Here is a 16,135-nt window from a genome sequence, read left to right as displayed (position 1 = left end):
GTGAAGAAACTGATTCCTATCGGCCAGGTGTTGGCATGCGCAAAGAAGTCGAAGGACGAGACGGCACCTGCCGCATCGACGGATGTACTGAACCAGCCCACCACACCCAGCTTGACCACCGGCACAACTATGCCGATGGTGGTGCCACTCATCCCAGTAACCTGGCGTGTTTGTGCCAGAAGCATCACAACATGAAAACTGATGGCACTCTTTACTACCTTCTGGACCCCAATAGCGGGGATATTATCTGGCTATTTCAAGACGGCACCTGGTGTATGACCGAGCCAGAAGGTCCATTAGCGCCTAAGCAGAAACGCTGGGCCCAAACCGTTGGCCAACACATCACCACCACCCGCACACGCATAAGAGAAGAAGCCCAAAGACTCAAACAAGCCCTCGACGACTACCACCAACAACAAGAAGAAACCCAAGCAGCAGGAACCGAAGCAACAGAAGCCGCAGCCCAAAGCGGCGAAAACGCCGACACCACCGACGACATCCCCTTCTAAACTCCCAGCCGTCGAATAAAACGACGAAGACACCCCGAGAATCCATTCAATAACTCAGGACACGGAAAAAGACTCGTCGTCCCACACGACGACACAAAGATTTTGAGTATTAGCTCTATGGAGCAAAGCGCAAAATGAGCGCGTCGTTTGAAACGACGAAGGGGAGAGGATGCACGATTCTGGAGGGAGATAGAAAGGAGCCTCCCTAACGGCCAAAAGTCGGCGCAAATTCTTGGGCGGAACTTTTGAGAGTTAGGGAGGTTAGACTGCCGGAGTATGCCCGGCGGGGTGTTAGGCAGAGATGCCTACGTGCTGCTTCTCGTCGTCATTCATGATGCTGGAGACACCGTTTTCGGCAGCGTTCCACGTGGCCTGGTCCTGAATCCCAGCGCGCTTGGCCACAATGGTGGCGCACAGGGATTGCCCGGTGACGTTGACGGCGGTGCGGCCCATATCGATGATGGGCTCGATGGCGAGCAGAAGGCCAACGCCGGCCAGCGGAAGGCCCAGGGTGGAAAGGGTCAGCGTGAGCATCACGGTCGCACCGGTGGTGCCAGCGGTAGCGGCGGAGCCAATGACGGAAACGAAAATGATGAGAAGGTACTGGGTCAGGGAAAGGTCAATGCCGTAGAACTGAGCAATGAAGATTGCCGCGATGGCCGGGTAGACGGAGGCACAGCCATCCATTTTGGTCGTCGCACCCAGCGGGATGGCGAAGGAGGCGTACTCGCGCGGCACGCCCATAGCCTTCTCAGTGAAGCGTTCGGTGACGGGCATAACGCCCATGGAGGAACGGGTGACAAAGCCGAGGGAGAACACCGGCCATACACGTTTGTAGAAGCCCATGACTGGGATGCGGTTATAGATGAGTACCGCTGGGTAGACGACGACGATAACGAGGGCGAGGCCTACGTACATTGCCAGGACAAACTTGCCCAGGGAGCTCATGGCATCCCAGCCGTAGGTGGTCACGGCCTTACCGATGAGGGCCGCGGTGCCGATCGGGGCGAGGCGAATGATCCACCACAGGACCACCTGGATGACCTTGAGGAAGGATTCGGTAAAGCGGAGGAAAGGATCGGCCGCCTTGCCAGCCTTTACAGCGGCGATACCCAGCGCCAGGGAAATGACGAGGAGCTGGAGTGCGCCAAAGCTGAGGGAAACAGAGTCGTCGCTAAAGGACGCGGTGAGTCCGAAGAAGTTGGAGGGGACAAGTTGCTGGAGGAATGCGGTCCAGGAACCGACGTGGGAAGGATCGGCGGCAGTGGAGGCGTCGACAGTCGTGCCCACACCCGGCTTCATCACGAGTGCTACCAGGATGCCGGCGAGAACCGAGAAGAAAGCCGTGATGGCAAACCAGACGAGGGTGGAGATGGCGAGCGAAGCAGCGTTTGCGACCTTGCGCAGGTTCGCCACGGAGGTAACCACGGCGGCGAAGATAAGGGGCGGGACCATGACCTTAAGTAGCTGGACGTAGGCGCCGCCGATGCCGGAGAGGGTATCGGAGAGCCAGGAGGACTCCATACCGGAAGCAATGAATCCGAGGACAAGGCCAATGATGAGGCCGGCGATGACTTGAGCGCCAAAGCCGGTGGCCCATGAGGGCAGAGTGCGGGAGGAAGTATCAGACACGAGAAATTCCTTCTAGACAGTGTTGTATAGAAAAGACCAATTGGTTCGCACATTGCGAACAGATCGGTTCGCTAGAGATATCAACACAGTACGCTGGATGTAAATTCCCACGCAACTTAAGGAATGCGCTTAGTCCAGGCTTCGGTGAGGAATTTGGTGTCGACGAGGTGGTGGGCGTCGGCAAGCGTGGCGTCGGAAAGCTCGGCCTCAACGGCACCATAACGGGTGGCAAACTCCCGCGCCATAGTGTCAATAATCTTCTCGCGCGGCACGCCGGTCTGTCGGCGCAGTGGATCGACGCGCTTCTTTGCGCTGGCCAGGCCCTTGGATGAGACCTTGACCTTGCCGATGCGCAAGACCTCCAGCATCTTGTCTGCATCAATGTCGTAGCTCATTGTGGTGTGGTGCAGCACCGCACCTTGGCGCCGCTTCTGGGCCGCGCCACCAATCTTGCCGCCGTCCGACGTGATGTCATTGATAGGGACATACCACGCATTCACGTCAAGCTTGCTCAGTGCGGCGAGCACCCACTGGTCGAGGTACTCATAGCTGGCCTCGTAAGAATAGCCGGCTACGAGGGACTCCGGCGCGTACAGGGAATATGTCACGCAGTTGCCGCCTTCCATAAACATGGCGCCACCGCCGGAGATGCGGCGCACGGGGATGATGCCGTGCTTGTCGACGCCCTCCTGATCCAGCTCATTGGCATAGGACTGGTACGAACCGAACACGACTGCTTTGTCTTCCCACTCCCAGAAGCGGAGCGTGGGTCCCCGTTTTCCTTCAGCAACTTCATTGAGAAGGACTTCGTCGAGAGCGACATTGACCGGAGTGGGAAGAACGCCGGGTCGCAAGATCTCCCATGAATGGTCGGTGAAATCGGTGCCATCGGACAACGCTCTCTTGACTGTCGTTGCGAGGTGCTGGGTGTCAAAGCCATGGAGAGCCACGGGCGCGTCGATGCGTTCCAAGGCGGCGTCGAGGCGGGATTGGATGTCGGCGGTGCTCGAGGCGGTGGTGAGGCCGACGAGGGCTGGGCTAAGGGCGTCGTAGGCTTCTTCGGGTTCAAGGAAGAAGTCGCCAGAGATTGTGGCGTTGGTAATGGCGTTAGCGGAATCTACGTCGATATCGACGACGAGGAGTTTGCCGCCGGGGACCTTGAGTTCAAAGTGTCTATGTGTGCTCATGATGTTCAGGGTACCTAGAGGGGTAGAAGTGTTCGTTTCCTGGTAGACCATTACGGGTAATTTCTGAGATTTAGGGGTACCGGTCGGGGATTGGAATTTCCTGTGGAGGGGGTAGGGGTTTGCGTGGAAAGTTGGTGTCATCGCCAGTGGGATAGAGGTGCAGGTTGCCTGACTGTCATGCGGGATAGCGATTGTCTGTCGCTTCGCTTTGATCAAAGGGGGTGCGCAAAACGGTCCACTATGGTGCATAAATGATTGCGTTATTCAATCGTTATAGGTTATGTGACCTGCGACAAAGGCGTGAAAACTCATCAAATTGGGTCACCGAGGTGGCGAGTTGTTGATTTGTCCGTATCGTGGAGTCCAGAGCAAACGAAAAAGCAAATCGCCACCCCCTACATCCTTAATATCGGGGGTGGCGCTCGACTGGAAAAGTTTGCCACCGATAGATAGACCAATTGTAGAAAGGTTTAAAGAACAATGGGTAAGAACATCAAGGATCTTTTCGACGCAACCGCATACGACAAGGCCGGCGAGAAGCTCGGCTCCGTCAAGGAGGTCTTCGTTGATGAGCAGACCGGCCAGCCGACCTTCGTTGAGGTCAACCACGGCCTGTTCGGCATGAACTCCAGCCTGGTTCCGCTCCGTGGCCACGACTTCAACGGTGATGAGCTCAAGCTGGCTTTCTCCAAGGACCGTATTGAGGATGCTCCGGACTTCGACTCCGATAAGCCGCTGACCCCGGAGGCTCAGTCCGATATCTTTAAGCACTACAACTTGGAGAACGCTCAGGACGTCACCACCTACCGCGACGAGCGTACTGGTACCACCACCGGCGCTGGTGTTGCCGGTGCAGGTGCTGGTGTTGCAGGCGCTGGCGTTGCCGGTGCTGGCGCAGGTGCACACGCTAAGGACGAGACCGTTACCACTGACCGCGTTGAGACCGACCGCGCCGCTGCTACCGACACCACCGCAGGTGCTACCGCTGGCCACAACATCACCAACAACGACGGTGAGCTCATCCGTTCCGAGGAGCGCCTCGATGTAAACAAGGAGCGCGTTGCTACCGGTGAGGCACGTCTGCGCAAGTACGTCGTGACCGACACCGAGACCGTTGAGGTTCCGGTCGAGCGCGAAGAGGTTCGCGTCGAGCGTACCCCGATCTCTGAGGCTGACGCCGCTAACTTCACCGGCACCATCGGTGACAACACCACCGAAGAGGCTTCCGTCACCCTGCACGAGGAGCGCGTCAACGTCGAGAAGAAGACCGTCCCAGTGGAGAAGGTCAACCTGTCCAAGGAGACCATCCAGGACACTGAGACCCACACCGAGGAGCTGCGCAAGGAGCAGATTGATACCGACGGTATCACTGACACCCGCAAGTAAATCGGGATAAAGAAAAGGGCTTGAAGCTAGATGGCTTCAGGCCCTTTTTGTGATTATCGAGGGCGTCTAGCAAATCGGGGTAGAAGGAAGTAGATTTGAGGGTATGTCTCGATTTAGTCCGCTGAACTGGCCAGTCGTGCGCCAGATCCGCAACAAGGATGCCTTCGGTCGCGACGTGTCGACGCAGTCGGCACAAAGCGAGGATCTTCGCGGCCGCACTGTCGACGCAGACCGTGTGGTGCAATCGGTGTGCCCTTACTGCGCGGTGGGCTGCTCCCAGCGTGTCTACGTTAAGGATGATCGCGTCATCCAGATTGAGGGCGACCCAGATTCCCCGATTTCCCGTGGCCGTTTGTGCCCGAAGGGTTCTGCTTCCGAGCAGCTGATTAACTCTTCTTCGCGCGTCACCACGATTAAGTACCGTGCCCCTTATGCCACCGAGTGGCAAGAGCTCGATGAAGAGACCGCGATGAACATGATTGCGGATCGCTTTGTGGAATCGCGAAAGAGGCATTGGGAGGACGTCGATAAGCAGGGGCGTCCCCTTAACCGCACCATGGGCATCGCCGGACTGGGTGGTGCGACGCTGGACAATGAGGAGAATTACCTCATTAAGAAGTTGTTTACGGCAACCGGCGCGATTCAGGTCGAAAACCAGGCGCGCATATGACACTCCGCCACCGTTCCTAGTCTAGGAACGTCGTTTGGCCGCGGCGGCGCAACCCAACCGCTGCAGGATATGGCGAATGCGGACTGCATCGTCATTGAGGGTTCTAACATGGCTGAGTGCCACCCCGTGGGTTTCCAGTGGGTGGTTGAAGCCAAGAAACGTGGTGCACGCATTATCCACGTGGATCCGCGCTACACGCGCACGTCTGCGTTTGCGAACCGCCACATCGGCATTCGCGGTGGAACGGACGTGGTGCTGCTTGGTGCAATCATCAAGTATGTGCTGGATAATGACCTGTATTTCCACGATTACGTGGTGAATTACACTAATGCGGCGTCCATTATTTCCTCCGATTTCCAGGACACGGAAGACCTGGAGGGGTTGTTCTCTGGCTATGACTCGGAGACCGGCAAGTATGTCACGGATTCGTGGCAGTACGTGCAAAAACCTGAGGGTTCCTCGTGGAATGTTGAGAAGGACCCGACCCTTCAGGACCCGAACTCCGTCTTCCAGATTCTCAAGCGCCATTACTCGCGCTATACCCCGGAGATGGTGGAGGAAACCTGTGGTATTTCGCAGGAGGACTTCTACTACCTGGCTAACTCCATTGCGGAGAATTCCACGCCGGAGCGCACGACCTGTTTTGCTTATGCACTGGGCTTTACCCAGCACACTTTGGGCGCTCAGTTCATCCGCACGGCGGCAATTTTGCAGCTGCTCATGGGAAACGTCGGCCGTCCGGGGTCGGGCATTATGGCACTGCGTGGACACGCCTCGATTCAGGGATCGACGGATATTCCCACGCTGTTCAACTCGTTGCCGGGCTACCTTCCCATGCCGCACGTGGACCAAGCGAACTGGAGCGAGTACCTCGATTCCTTCCGCAAGGACGACCAGAAGGGTTTCTGGCAGATAGGTGAAAACTATGCCGTGTCTTTGATGAAGTCCTACTGGGGTGACGCCGCCACCGAGGAGAACGAGTGGGGCTTTAATTTCATGCCGCGCTTGTCCGGTGCGCATTCGACGTACGAGACGCTTCTTGCCATGCTGCGCAAGGAGGTGGAAGGCTACATCGTCTTCGGCCAGAACCCTGCGGTAGCACAGTCCAACGGCGGTATGCAGCGTCGCGGACTAGCCTCCTTGAAGTGGCTGGTCGTGCGGGATTTCCAGGAGATTGAGACCGCATCCTTCTGGAAGGACTCCCCAGAAATCAAGAATGGCGAGCTCAAGACCGAAGAGATTGGCACTGAGGTCTTCCTCATGCCGGCAGCTACCCACGTAGAGAAGTCCGGCACCTTTACCCAGACTCAGCGCATGGTGCAGTGGCGCTTCCAGGCGACTCCACCGCCGGGCCAAGCACGCAGTGAGGCGTGGTTCTTCTATCACTTGGGTAAGAAGATTAGGGAGCGCCTCGCGGACTCCACTGACCCGCGCGATCTGCCGGTGAAGGCCGTGACGTGGGATTACACGGAGGATGAGCACGGCGACCCGAGCTCGGATGAGATCCTGCGTGAGATCAACGGCTACTACCTCGATGGGCCGAAGAAGGGCCAGCTCTTGCCGGCCTTCACAGAGATGCGTGCCGATGGCTCGACGTCTGGCGGATGCTGGATTTACACCGGCGTGTACAAGGACGGCATCAACCATGCCGCGAAGAAGGTGCCGGGCTCCGAGCAGAACGAGGTTGCACTCGACTGGGGCTGGGTCTGGCCGGCTAATCGCCGTATCCTGTACAACCGTGCCTCCGCGAAGCCGGATGGTTCCCCATGGTCGGAGCGCAAGAAGTACGTGTGGTGGGATGAAGCCCAAGGCAAGTGGGTCGGTGACGACGTACCGGACTTCCCAGCCACGAAGCGCCCAGACTATGTCGCGCCCGTGGATGCAGTGGGCCCGGATGCTCTTAACGGTGATGATCCGTTCATCATGCAGGCAGATGGATTGGGCTGGCTCTTCGCCCCGAAGGGATTGTCCGATGGTCCGCTGCCGACTCACTACGAGCCGCAGGAATCCCCGGTCACCAATGCGCTGTACAAACAGCAGCAATCGCCAACACGCCTGACCATTAGGCGTAAGGACAACCTCTCACGCCCGGAGCCAGGGGAGTATGGCGCAGACGTGTTCCCGTTTGTGTTCTCCACGTACCGTTTGACGGAGATGTACACCTCGGGTGCAATGTCGCGCCGCCTGCCGTTCTTGGCGGAGCTGCAGCCAGGTCTGTTCTGCGAAGTGGATAAGGACTTGGCAGAAAAGCGTGGCCTGGTCAACGGCGAGTGGGCCACCATCGTGTCGCCGCGTGGCGTCATCGAAGCGCAGGTGCTGGTGACTGACCGCATGGAGATGCTCACCATTAATGGTGAGGAGTTCCACCAGATTGGTCTGCCGTATCACTACGGAGAATCGGAGACTACCGATGTGGCTGGTGACGGCGCCAATGATCTGTTGGGCCTGACCCTGGAACCGAACGTGTTCATTCAGAACTCCAAGGTGGGTGCCTGCGATATTCAGCCGGGACGGCGCCCGCGTGGAGAAGCACGCGTCAAGCTGTTGCGGGAGTACCAAGAGCGGGCCAACCTGACGGTGGATTCGGGCAACCAGATACTCGACGTCGGTGATGAATTCACCACCGAAGGACAGGCAGCCGAGGACAACACCGGTAATGATTCCACCGCAGGCAACGTGGCGGATTACGAAGGCAAGGAAGGATAGGCACCGTGGCTAATGCATTAACGGAAAAAGCCGACCAGCACGGCTACGAGTCCTACCAGCGCATGGCCTTCTTTACCGATACCTCCATTTGTATTGGATGTAAGGCCTGCGAGGTGGCGTGTAAAGAGTGGAATCGCAACCCAGTGGAGGGCTATGCGATGACCGGTAACTCTTATGACAACACCGGTTCCTTAGGCGCAAACACGTGGCGACACGTGGCGTTTGTTGAGCAGAACAACGATCGCATTGAACAGGCACGTGAGGAAGGCCGCCAACTCATCTCGCTGGGGATGCCGACGAGTAAAGCACCGACGACGCCACCGGATACCGACGACTTCCGCTGGCTCATGTCGTCCGATGTGTGCAAGCACTGCACCAACGCGGGCTGCCTCGATGTCTGCCCGACGGGAGCGTTGTTCCGTTCGGAGTTCGGAACCGTCGTGGTGCAGGATGACGTGTGCAATGGCTGCGGTACCTGTGTGGCCGGCTGCCCCTTCGGCGTGATTGAGCGCCGCGATGATGGAGGCGTCACGCTCAAAGCAGATAAGACAGCCGCGGTGGACTATGAGGTACCTGATCACGCGGGCGTGAATGTGTTGGCCAAGCTCAAGCAGCTCAAACCGCAGGGTCCGGACCATGTGCCGGGACAGTCCATGCCTATTAAGAATCTTGGCGTCGCCCAAAAATGCACCATGTGTTACGACCGCCTCAAGATTGGTGAGCAGCCCGCCTGCGCGAAGACGTGCCCTACGGATTCCATCCAGTTCGGCCCCTATGAGGAGATGCTTTCCGCAGCGCAGGAACGCGTTCGCGTGTTGCATGAGCAAGGGCTTACTGAGGCACGTCTGTATGGAGCGAATAGTGAGGATGGCGTCGGCGGTACCGGTTCCATTTTCCTGTTGCTTGACTCGCCGGAGGTTTATGGTCTGCCGCCGGATCCTCGCGTGCCCACGGCAGACTTGCCGCAGATGTACAAGACCGCGGTGAAAGCCATCGGAGGAATGGCGCTCGCCGTAGCAGGAGCATTCGCGTTGGGAGGCCGCAAATGAGCGAATTCGACGAGTACCGCCCGCCGCAAGAGCCGCGTCGCTTTCGTGGCAAGAAGAGCGGTAAGAAGCGCAAGCGAGTAGGTGCTGGCGCCCAGGACGGCTCCAAAGAACAGCGCATGGCGGAGGACTTCGAGTTCACTTCCTATTACGGCAAACCCGTGGTCAAGGCTCCGCCGTGGGAGTGGCCGATTGGCGGCTACCTTTTCCTTGGTGGCCTCGCGGGCGGTTCGGCCCTGTTAGCTGCAGGTGCGCAGGCGACTGGTAATAGGGAATTGCAACGTTCGACGAGGCTGACGGCCTTCTCGGCAGCGTCGGTAGGCTCGGTGTTCCTGATTCTGGACTTGGGCCGCCCCGAGCGATTGCTCAACATGTTCCGCGTATTCAAGGTGACCTCACCGATGTCTATCGGCTCGTGGATCCTGGGCAGCTTTGCCTCGGCCGCTGCACTCCCGGCGGTTGTGGAAGCCGATGAGCTAGTTGGGGGAGTGCTTCCCACTCGGCTTCGGGGCCTCCTCGACAAGGCAGCTGGTCCTGCAGGCGCGGTGGCCGGAGTACTTGGTGGCCCGCTGGCCGGATATACCGCCGTCTTGCTGGCGAATACGTCGAACCCAACGTGGAACGATGCGAAGAAGCACCTGCCGTACGTGTTCGTATCCTCGGCATCGGCAGCCGCTTCGGGCGCTGCCATGGTGTTCACCCCGGTAGAGAGTGCTGCGCCCGCACGCGCACTTGGTATGGCCGCTGCTGCCAGTGACCTGGTGGCTACGCGAGTTATGGAAGACAACATGGAGCCCGAGCCCAAGCGCCCGCTGCATGAGGGGATTCCAGGAAAGCTCATGGAGGCCTCCGAGGCATTCATTGCAGCTGGCGGCGTGGGAGCCGCAGTAGCAGCACTGACGAAATCGCGGGCGGTATCGGTAGCTTCGGGCCTGGCCCTGATGGCAGGCTCAGCCTGCACGCGCTTCGGCGTGCTTAATGCCGGCCATGAGGCTGTCAAGGATCCGTCGACGACCATCGGGCCGCAGAAGCGCCGCGCGGAGGCACGCCGCAGGGCAGAGGGCCTAAAGCGCTCGACGGTGACTAGCGGATAGTAATCCCGGAGCCCTCAACGGTCCGGCCGATAACCGGGTAGCCAGGAACCTCGCCGATAACGAGGAGGCCGCCCGAGGTCTGGGCGTCGGCGAGGAAAACCAAGTCCTCCTCGCTTAGATCAGTGTCGAGGTGGGGGCGTACCCAGTCCAGGTTGCGGCGCGAGCCGCCGGGGATAAATCCTTCTGCCAAGGCTTCCTTCGCGCCCTCAATGGCGGGAACGGCGGAAAACTCCAGCTCCGCTCCGATTCCGGAGGCGCGGCACATCTTGTACAGGTGGCCCAAGAGGCCGAAACCGGTGACGTCGGTGGCGGCACGCGCTCCAGCCGCCACCGCGGCAGCGGCCGCCTCACGGTTGAGCGTGGTCATGGAGTCCACCGCGGCCTGCGAGACTTCGCCGGTGGCTTTGTGCTTGTTGTTGAGGATACCCACGCCTATTGGCTTGGTCAGGGTGATGGGAAGGCCGGCCTCGGCGGCGTCGTTGCGCAAAATCTTGTCTGGGTGGACGATGCCCGTGGCTGCCAAACCATAGGTGGGTTCCGGTGCGGTGATGGAGTGACCACCGGTGATGGAGATACCAGCTTGAGATGCCACGTCCATGCCGCCGCGCAGGACCTCGCGCAAGATGTCGAGACCAAGCACCTCGCGCGGCCAACCCACGAGGTTGATGGCGGTAATGGGGGTGCCGCCCATGGCGTAGACGTCGGAAAGCGCATTGGCAGCAGCCACGCGGCCCCAGTCGTAGGGGTCGTTGAGCATCGGTGTGAAGAAATCCGCGGTGGAGATGACCGCCAGGCCGTTGGGGATACGCACGGCGGAGGCATCGTCGCCGTCGTCAAGCCCGACCAGCACGTTGGGGTCTGCGGTGCCCACGAGTCCCTCCACGGCAGACTCGAGTTCGCCCGGGGGAATCTTGCATGCACAGCCGCCACCGGCGGCAAAGGACGTTAGTTTAATGTCAGCCATAAGTACTACTTTAGCCACGTGTAAGGTGAGCAGACGGAGGCGTACGTGTCCTGGTGGGCGCCCCGGTCTTCAAAACCGGTGAGGCCGAGCATCTCGGTCTGGCAGGTTCGATTCCTGTCCGTCTCCGCCATCCGTGCTGCTAGGAGGACCTATGACGACAGACCCCCGCCGCTTCATCCCGAAGATGGATGTGATCCTCCACTATCCGGCAGTGCAGGAAGCCCAAGAGCGCGTGGCACCGCATAGGGTTCGAGCGGTTATTGACGCCGTGCTTGACGACGTCCGCTCCGCCTCCCTCGCGCCCTCCCAGATCGAAGAGGAGCTGGCTGCGCGGCTAGAGGATGTACAGCCCTTTTCTTTGCGCCCGGTTATTAATGCCACGGGCGTTATCGTCCACACGAACCTGGGCCGCGCGCCGTTGCCGCCGGCAGCGGTGGATGCACTCGTGGCGGCGGCGTCCTATACGGACGTGGAGATGGACCTGGACAGTGGGCTGCGCTCCAGAGACAGGGGACGTGCAGCTACTGAGGCTGTACTAGCCGCGTGCCCTGGTGCGGAGGATGCGCTTGTGGTGAACAACGGTGCTTCCGCGTTACTGTTGGCCACGGCGGCGCTGGCGCCCGGCAAGGAAGTTATCATCTCCCGCGGGGAGCTCATTGAGATTGGCGCGGGCTTCCGACTGCCGGAGCTTATCGAATCCACGGCTACGCGTCTGCACGAGGTAGGAGCGACGAACCGTACACACCTTGCAGATTATGAACGCGCCCTGGGGGAGAACACGGGCGCGATTCTCAAAGTGCATCCTTCGAACTTCCTCATTAGTGGCTTTACCTCTTCTGTGTCTGTGGAGCAGCTGCGTCAATTGACGGATCTGCCACTGATTGTGGATATCGGTTCGGGATTGCTCACGCCAGATGAAGTGCTGCCGGAAGAACCGTCTGCCAGCGAGGCCCTGCGCGATGGCGCCGACGTGGTGCTGTTCTCTGGGGACAAGTTGCTCGGCGGTCCGCAGGCAGGCGTGCTCGTGGGCACGAAGGAAGCCATTGCTGCCTGCAAGAAACACCCGCTGGCACGGGCGGTGCGCATTGACAAGCTACGCCTTAATGCTGTGGAGGCGGCTATCTCGACCTCGGCCAACGCGGTGCACGAGGCGCTGCATATCTCTGCTTCTCGCCACAAGGAACGCACTGAGAAGATTGCCTCCGCGGTCGGGGCAGATGTCATCGAACACGACGGACGCGTGGGCGGCGGCGGTGCCCCAGAGGTGCCGCTGCCTGGGTGGGCCGTGGCGTTGCCGGAGGACTTAGCACGTCCGCTGCGTCTGGGGGCCACACCTGTGGTGGCACGCGTGAGCCAAGGGCACTGCCTCGTGGACGTGAGGTGTGTGCCAGAGAGCCAGGATGCTGAGCTTATCGTGGCGATTCAGGCGGTGATGTAGGTGTTTGTCGTTGCTACCGCGGGCCACGTGGATCACGGCAAGTCTAGTTTGGTCAAAGCGCTGACCGGTATGGAGCCGGATCGGTGGGACGAGGAACAGCGTCGCGGGCTCACTATTGATTTAGGATTTGTGTGGACCAGGCTGGATTCTGGCGCGGACGTGGCCTTTGTGGATGTGCCGGGCCACGAGAAATTCCTGGGCAACATGCTAGCTGGGGTGGGGCCGGCCCCCGTGGTGCTGTTCGTCGTCGCTGCCGACGAAGGCTGGCAGGCGCAGTCTACCGACCATCGCGATGCGCTGCGCGCGCTCGGTGTGCAGCATGGCATGGTGGCGCTGACCCGTGCCGATAAGGCGGATGAGACGCGCCGAGCAGAGGTTGTAGCACAGGTCCGGGCAGAGCTGGCTGGCACACGGCTAGCTGATGCCCCCGTGATTGAGGTCTCGGCGAAGACAGGGGAGGGCGTCGATAAGCTACGTGCGTCTTTGGATGCACTCCTTGCAGGCACGCCAGTGCCGGATAAGGATGCCCGGGTGCGGCTGTGGGTAGACCGTGCGTTTAGCGTCAAAGGCGCGGGCACCGTAGTGACGGGAACGCTGGCGGCGGGCACGATAGCGGTGGGCGATGAGCTCATGCTGCGGGACCGAAAGGTCGCGGTCCGAGGACTGCAGAGTGAGAATGCTTCTGCGTCCTCGGTGGGGCCGGTCTCCCGCGTGGCGGTGAACCTCCGCGGGGTAGATGCGGAGGAGATTCACCGTGGCGATGCGCTGCTCAGTCCTGGCGCATGGCGCGTACTTGAGACAGTGGATGTGCGGCGCACGTTTGGTACTGATATGGCGGAGCTGCCTCGAAACCTTGTGGTCCACACTGGCACTGCTGGGGTAGGTGCGCAGCTGCGCCCGCTGGGAGGCGACTTCGCTCGTCTGACTCTTGAAAAGTCGCTGCCGCTTACTCTGCTCGATAGGTTTGTGGTGCGCAGCCCTGGCGGGCGGCACGTGGTGGCCGGAGTAGAGGTCGTGGACGTGCACCCCGTTTCGCTTTCTCGGCGCGGGGACGCGAAGAAACGGGCAGAGCAGTTGGCGCAGGTGATTCCGCAGGATCCGGCTGACTGGCTAAAGCGTAGCGGCTACGACCGCGTGGATAACCTCATCCGCGACGGATTTTCTGTATCGGAACGGCCATCAGGAATCATTGAGTTTCGGGATTGGTGGATTTCTGCTGGCCAGGTGTCTCTCTGGAAGCGGGAGTTGCTGCGCGCGGTGACGGAACATGCAGCGGCGAACCCGCTTGCACCGGGGCTTTCGAGGCCAGCTGCCATGGATGCTTTGCAGCTCACTGAGCCCGCACTTCTGGGACTAGCGGTGGCTGCGGCTAAGGTGGAATCGGTCGACGGCGTGCTCCGCCTGCCTGGTCAGGGCGTGGATTTGGGGCCAGCAGAAAGAGGCGTTGCCGAGCTCGAGCGCCGCTTGCGCGATCAGCCTTTTGCAGCACCGGAGGCTGAGGACCTTAAGGACCTAGGTCTGGGTGTCAAAGAGCTTGCTGCAGCTGAGCGTGCTGGGCGTCTGCTCCGACTGCAGGGAGGAGTGGTGCTGCTGCCTTCCGCGCCCCGTGAGGCACAGGCCGTGATCTCCAAGCTGGAGCAGCCCTTTACGCTTTCGGCTGCGCGCAAAGCCCTTGAGACGACGCGCCGGGTTGCCATCCCGCTGTTGGAACACCTCGATTCGATCGGTGTGACTCGCCTGGTGGACGGGCAGAGGGCGGTGCTCTAGGTGCTGGTGGGTGGCTTCACGCGGGGGAGCAATGGTGCGGTGCTAGGAGCAAAGGAACCAAAGTAGGGGAACCATTTGTGGGGAAGTTTCGGAGAAAGCCCAGGTCGAAGCGTAAGGATAAGTGCATAAGGTACTTGTTAGAAGGTGCCTTTGGTCTGCCACGGCCATGAGGGGATGTGTCCAGAATTGAGTGTGCGGTTTAGGTTTAGGGATCGGTACGATTTAACGAGAGGGAACGTTGAGCATTCGAGTCAATCAACAATGGAGGATTACTTTTCGCTGGACCGAAGCGGGCCCGGCGGATGTGGCAATAGAGGATTATCACTAAGGAGCGGCATGAGTACCAAGTTGTATCCACCTATTCATCCTGGAGAAGTACTCAACGAAGACTTCATTAAGGCATTTGGGATTACCCAACATAAGTTGGCTATGGCCATTGGAGTCCCACCGCGCAGGATTAACGAGATTGTCCACGGCAAGCGCGGAATTACGGCAGACACCGCGCTGCGTTTAGGAAGGTATTTCGGGGTAGAACCGCAGTTCTGGGTGAACTTGCAGGGACGATACGAGCTCGAACTAGCAGAGGATTCAATCGCTGAAGAAGTCAGCAGTATTGAGCCGTTCGAAGTGGCCTGAGTGCGAGATTCAGTAACGCGAACGGTTCGACTGCACGCGGCCGCCGGAGTGTGAGAACCCCGCACTGGCAAAGGGACCAAAGTAGGGGAACCATTTGTGGGGAGGTTTCGGAGAAAGCCCAGGTCGAAGCGTAAGGGTAAGTGCATAAGGTACTTGTTAAAAGGTGCCTTTGCCCCCTTGGTGGTAGGCGAGCGGCGGCGGGGGCTAAGAGTTCGGGGAGATGAAGGTGCGCGGGCCGGTGGGCAGCGGGGACGCAAGAGGGTCAGCCGGGGCGGTGACCTCCCAGTCGGCGGTGAGGTCGAGAGCAGGCGGAATGGCCGGACGATCGGGGGAAAGCGGTAGCGGGGGAATCGCAGGGGAAAAGAGTGCGCTGGTATCGAGGGGCAGGTCGATGGCCAAGCGGCCGGCAGCGGCATACGCGCGGGCGGCGAGAGTTATGTCGGAAGAGGCGGCAGCCGCGAAGGCGGCGGCGAGGGCGGGAGCGTCGCTTAGAGATGTGCACGGGCCTAAGACGAGGTCACCGTGGGTAGCGAGCACGGTGTCGTCGAGGAGGACAAGGGAAACGATGAGCTGTTGGGTGCCCATCTCGCGGAGTTGGTGGGCGGTGAGCTGGCCGGCGGAGACGTCGATAAGCGCGCCGTGCCCGCCGGTGACCAAGGCGGTGCCTTCCGGCTGGTTGTTTGCGGGAATCATCCAGGGATCGAGGCCGAGGGCGACTGCCACGTCGACAGCACCGTCGATAATCTCGACAGTCGCATGCGTCGACGGAGTCAGGCCGGCCGAACGCAGACGAGCCAGTGAGGGATACTCCGCGGACTCCTCGCCATCGAGCGCTCCCAAGAAGCCAAAAGGCGAGCGGATGCGCCAACCGCGGGTGGTGGGGTCGGGGATGAGGGAGACGTCGACAAGCACAGGCTCCGATGCCAACCCCGGGATGCTCAACGCGGTGCCGAGGCTGACGTGGTCGAGGACCGCCACGTGCTCAACACCGAAGTAAGAGGGGGCCAGCGGATACAGCGCCATGGTTGTGCGAAGTCACCTCGTGTTGTTGGGAGAATGGTGGACTTTTTCAATCTTACGCAGAGGGGAGAATCACCTCT

Annotated in this window: 12 protein-coding genes and 1 tRNA gene; 9 read left to right on the top strand and 4 right to left on the bottom strand. The window is 60.0% G+C overall.

The features are described 5' to 3' along the window. The coding region (locus QP922_RS09075) for an HNH endonuclease signature motif containing protein (RefSeq protein WP_284809046.1) at nt 1-509 on the top strand (509 nt) is incomplete at its 5' end. 291 nt (nt 510-800) lie between these two features. Here QP922_RS09075 and QP922_RS09070 read toward each other — a convergent pair. Further along, nucleotides 801-2,141, bottom strand: coding sequence for a dicarboxylate/amino acid:cation symporter (locus QP922_RS09070; RefSeq protein ID WP_284809044.1), 1,341 nt, complete (start codon nt 2,139-2,141; stop codon nt 801-803). Between the two features lie 116 nt (nt 2,142-2,257). Further along, nucleotides 2,258-3,328, bottom strand: coding sequence for a lipoate--protein ligase family protein (locus QP922_RS09065; protein WP_284809043.1), 1,071 nt, complete (start codon nt 3,326-3,328; stop codon nt 2,258-2,260). A 480-nt stretch (nt 3,329-3,808) separates the two neighbouring features. Here QP922_RS09065 and QP922_RS09060 point away from each other — a divergent pair, with 480 nt between their 5' ends. The 4 genes from QP922_RS09060 to nrfD all read left to right on the top strand — a co-directional run bounded on the left by QP922_RS09060 (nt 3,809) and on the right by nrfD (nt 10,230). Continuing rightward, on the top strand, nt 3,809-4,714 hold the full coding sequence (locus QP922_RS09060; protein WP_284809041.1) for a PRC and DUF2382 domain-containing protein: 906 nt from the start codon (nt 3,809-3,811) through the stop codon (nt 4,712-4,714). A 103-nt stretch (nt 4,715-4,817) separates the two neighbouring features. Then, nucleotides 4,818-8,090 carry a formate dehydrogenase-N subunit alpha gene (fdnG, locus tag QP922_RS09055; RefSeq protein WP_284809039.1) on the top strand — a complete coding sequence of 1,091 codons (3,273 nt, stop codon included), beginning with the start codon at nt 4,818-4,820 and terminating at the stop codon, nt 8,088-8,090. Nucleotides 8,091-8,095: 5 nt separating this feature from the next. Beyond that, the gene (locus QP922_RS09050; protein ID WP_284809037.1) at nt 8,096-9,139 is read left to right on the top strand and encodes a 4Fe-4S dicluster domain-containing protein; all 1,044 of its coding nucleotides are present in this window, start codon (nt 8,096-8,098) and stop codon (nt 9,137-9,139) included. After that, on the top strand, nt 9,136-10,230 hold the full coding sequence (gene nrfD, locus QP922_RS09045; RefSeq protein WP_284809035.1) for an NrfD/PsrC family molybdoenzyme membrane anchor subunit: 1,095 nt from the start codon (nt 9,136-9,138) through the stop codon (nt 10,228-10,230). The genes QP922_RS09050 and nrfD overlap by 4 nt, the downstream gene beginning before the upstream one ends. Here nrfD and selD read toward each other — a convergent pair. After that, nucleotides 10,220-11,194 carry a selenide, water dikinase SelD gene (selD, locus tag QP922_RS09040; protein ID WP_284809033.1) on the bottom strand — a complete coding sequence of 325 codons (975 nt, stop codon included), beginning with the start codon at nt 11,192-11,194 and terminating at the stop codon, nt 10,220-10,222. The two genes, nrfD and selD, sit on opposite strands and share 11 nt — an antisense overlap. A gap of 35 nt (nt 11,195-11,229) precedes the next feature. Between selD and QP922_RS09035 the strand changes: the two genes are divergently transcribed. The 4 genes from QP922_RS09035 to QP922_RS09020 all read left to right on the top strand — a co-directional run bounded on the left by QP922_RS09035 (nt 11,230) and on the right by QP922_RS09020 (nt 15,035). Further along, nucleotides 11,230-11,324: transfer RNA gene (locus QP922_RS09035), tRNA-Sec, on the top strand. A gap of 21 nt (nt 11,325-11,345) precedes the next feature. Further along, a complete protein-coding gene (selA, locus tag QP922_RS09030) occupies nt 11,346-12,632 on the top strand; it encodes an L-seryl-tRNA(Sec) selenium transferase (protein WP_284809032.1) in 1,287 nt (428 codons plus the stop codon). Beyond that, nucleotides 12,633-14,399 carry a selenocysteine-specific translation elongation factor gene (gene selB, locus QP922_RS09025; RefSeq protein ID WP_284809031.1) on the top strand — a complete coding sequence of 589 codons (1,767 nt, stop codon included), beginning with the start codon at nt 12,633-12,635 and terminating at the stop codon, nt 14,397-14,399. Between the two features lie 336 nt (nt 14,400-14,735). Beyond that, a complete protein-coding gene (locus QP922_RS09020; protein ID WP_284809030.1) occupies nt 14,736-15,035 on the top strand; it encodes a HigA family addiction module antitoxin in 300 nt (99 codons plus the stop codon). A gap of 204 nt (nt 15,036-15,239) precedes the next feature. Here the strand turns inward: QP922_RS09020 and QP922_RS09015 are convergent, their stop codons facing one another. Further along, a complete protein-coding gene (locus QP922_RS09015; protein WP_284809028.1) occupies nt 15,240-16,058 on the bottom strand; it encodes a hypothetical protein in 819 nt (272 codons plus the stop codon). Between the last annotated feature and the right edge of the window lie 77 nt (nt 16,059-16,135).

The sequence above is a fragment of the Corynebacterium sp. MSK218 genome, assembly GCF_030232655.1.
Classification (GTDB): Bacteria; Actinomycetota; Actinomycetes; order Mycobacteriales; family Mycobacteriaceae; genus Corynebacterium.
This window is presented reverse-complemented; position numbering and strand designations above follow the sequence as displayed.

Coding starts and splice junctions, on each gene's coding strand:
- QP922_RS09065 (WP_284809043.1), bottom strand. CDS start 3,328: ATGAGCACACATAGACACTTTGAACTCAAGGTCCCCGGCGGCAAACTC.
- QP922_RS09060 (WP_284809041.1), top strand. CDS start 3,809: ATGGGTAAGAACATCAAGGATCTTTTCGACGCAACCGCATACGACAAG.
- nrfD (WP_284809035.1), top strand. CDS start 9,136: ATGAGCGAATTCGACGAGTACCGCCCGCCGCAAGAGCCGCGTCGCTTT.
- selD (WP_284809033.1), bottom strand. CDS start 11,194: ATGGCTGACATTAAACTAACGTCCTTTGCCGCCGGTGGCGGCTGTGCA.
- selA (WP_284809032.1), top strand. CDS start 11,346: ATGACGACAGACCCCCGCCGCTTCATCCCGAAGATGGATGTGATCCTC.
- QP922_RS09020 (WP_284809030.1), top strand. CDS start 14,736: ATGAGTACCAAGTTGTATCCACCTATTCATCCTGGAGAAGTACTCAAC.
- QP922_RS09015 (WP_284809028.1), bottom strand. CDS start 16,058: ATGGCGCTGTATCCGCTGGCCCCCTCTTACTTCGGTGTTGAGCACGTG.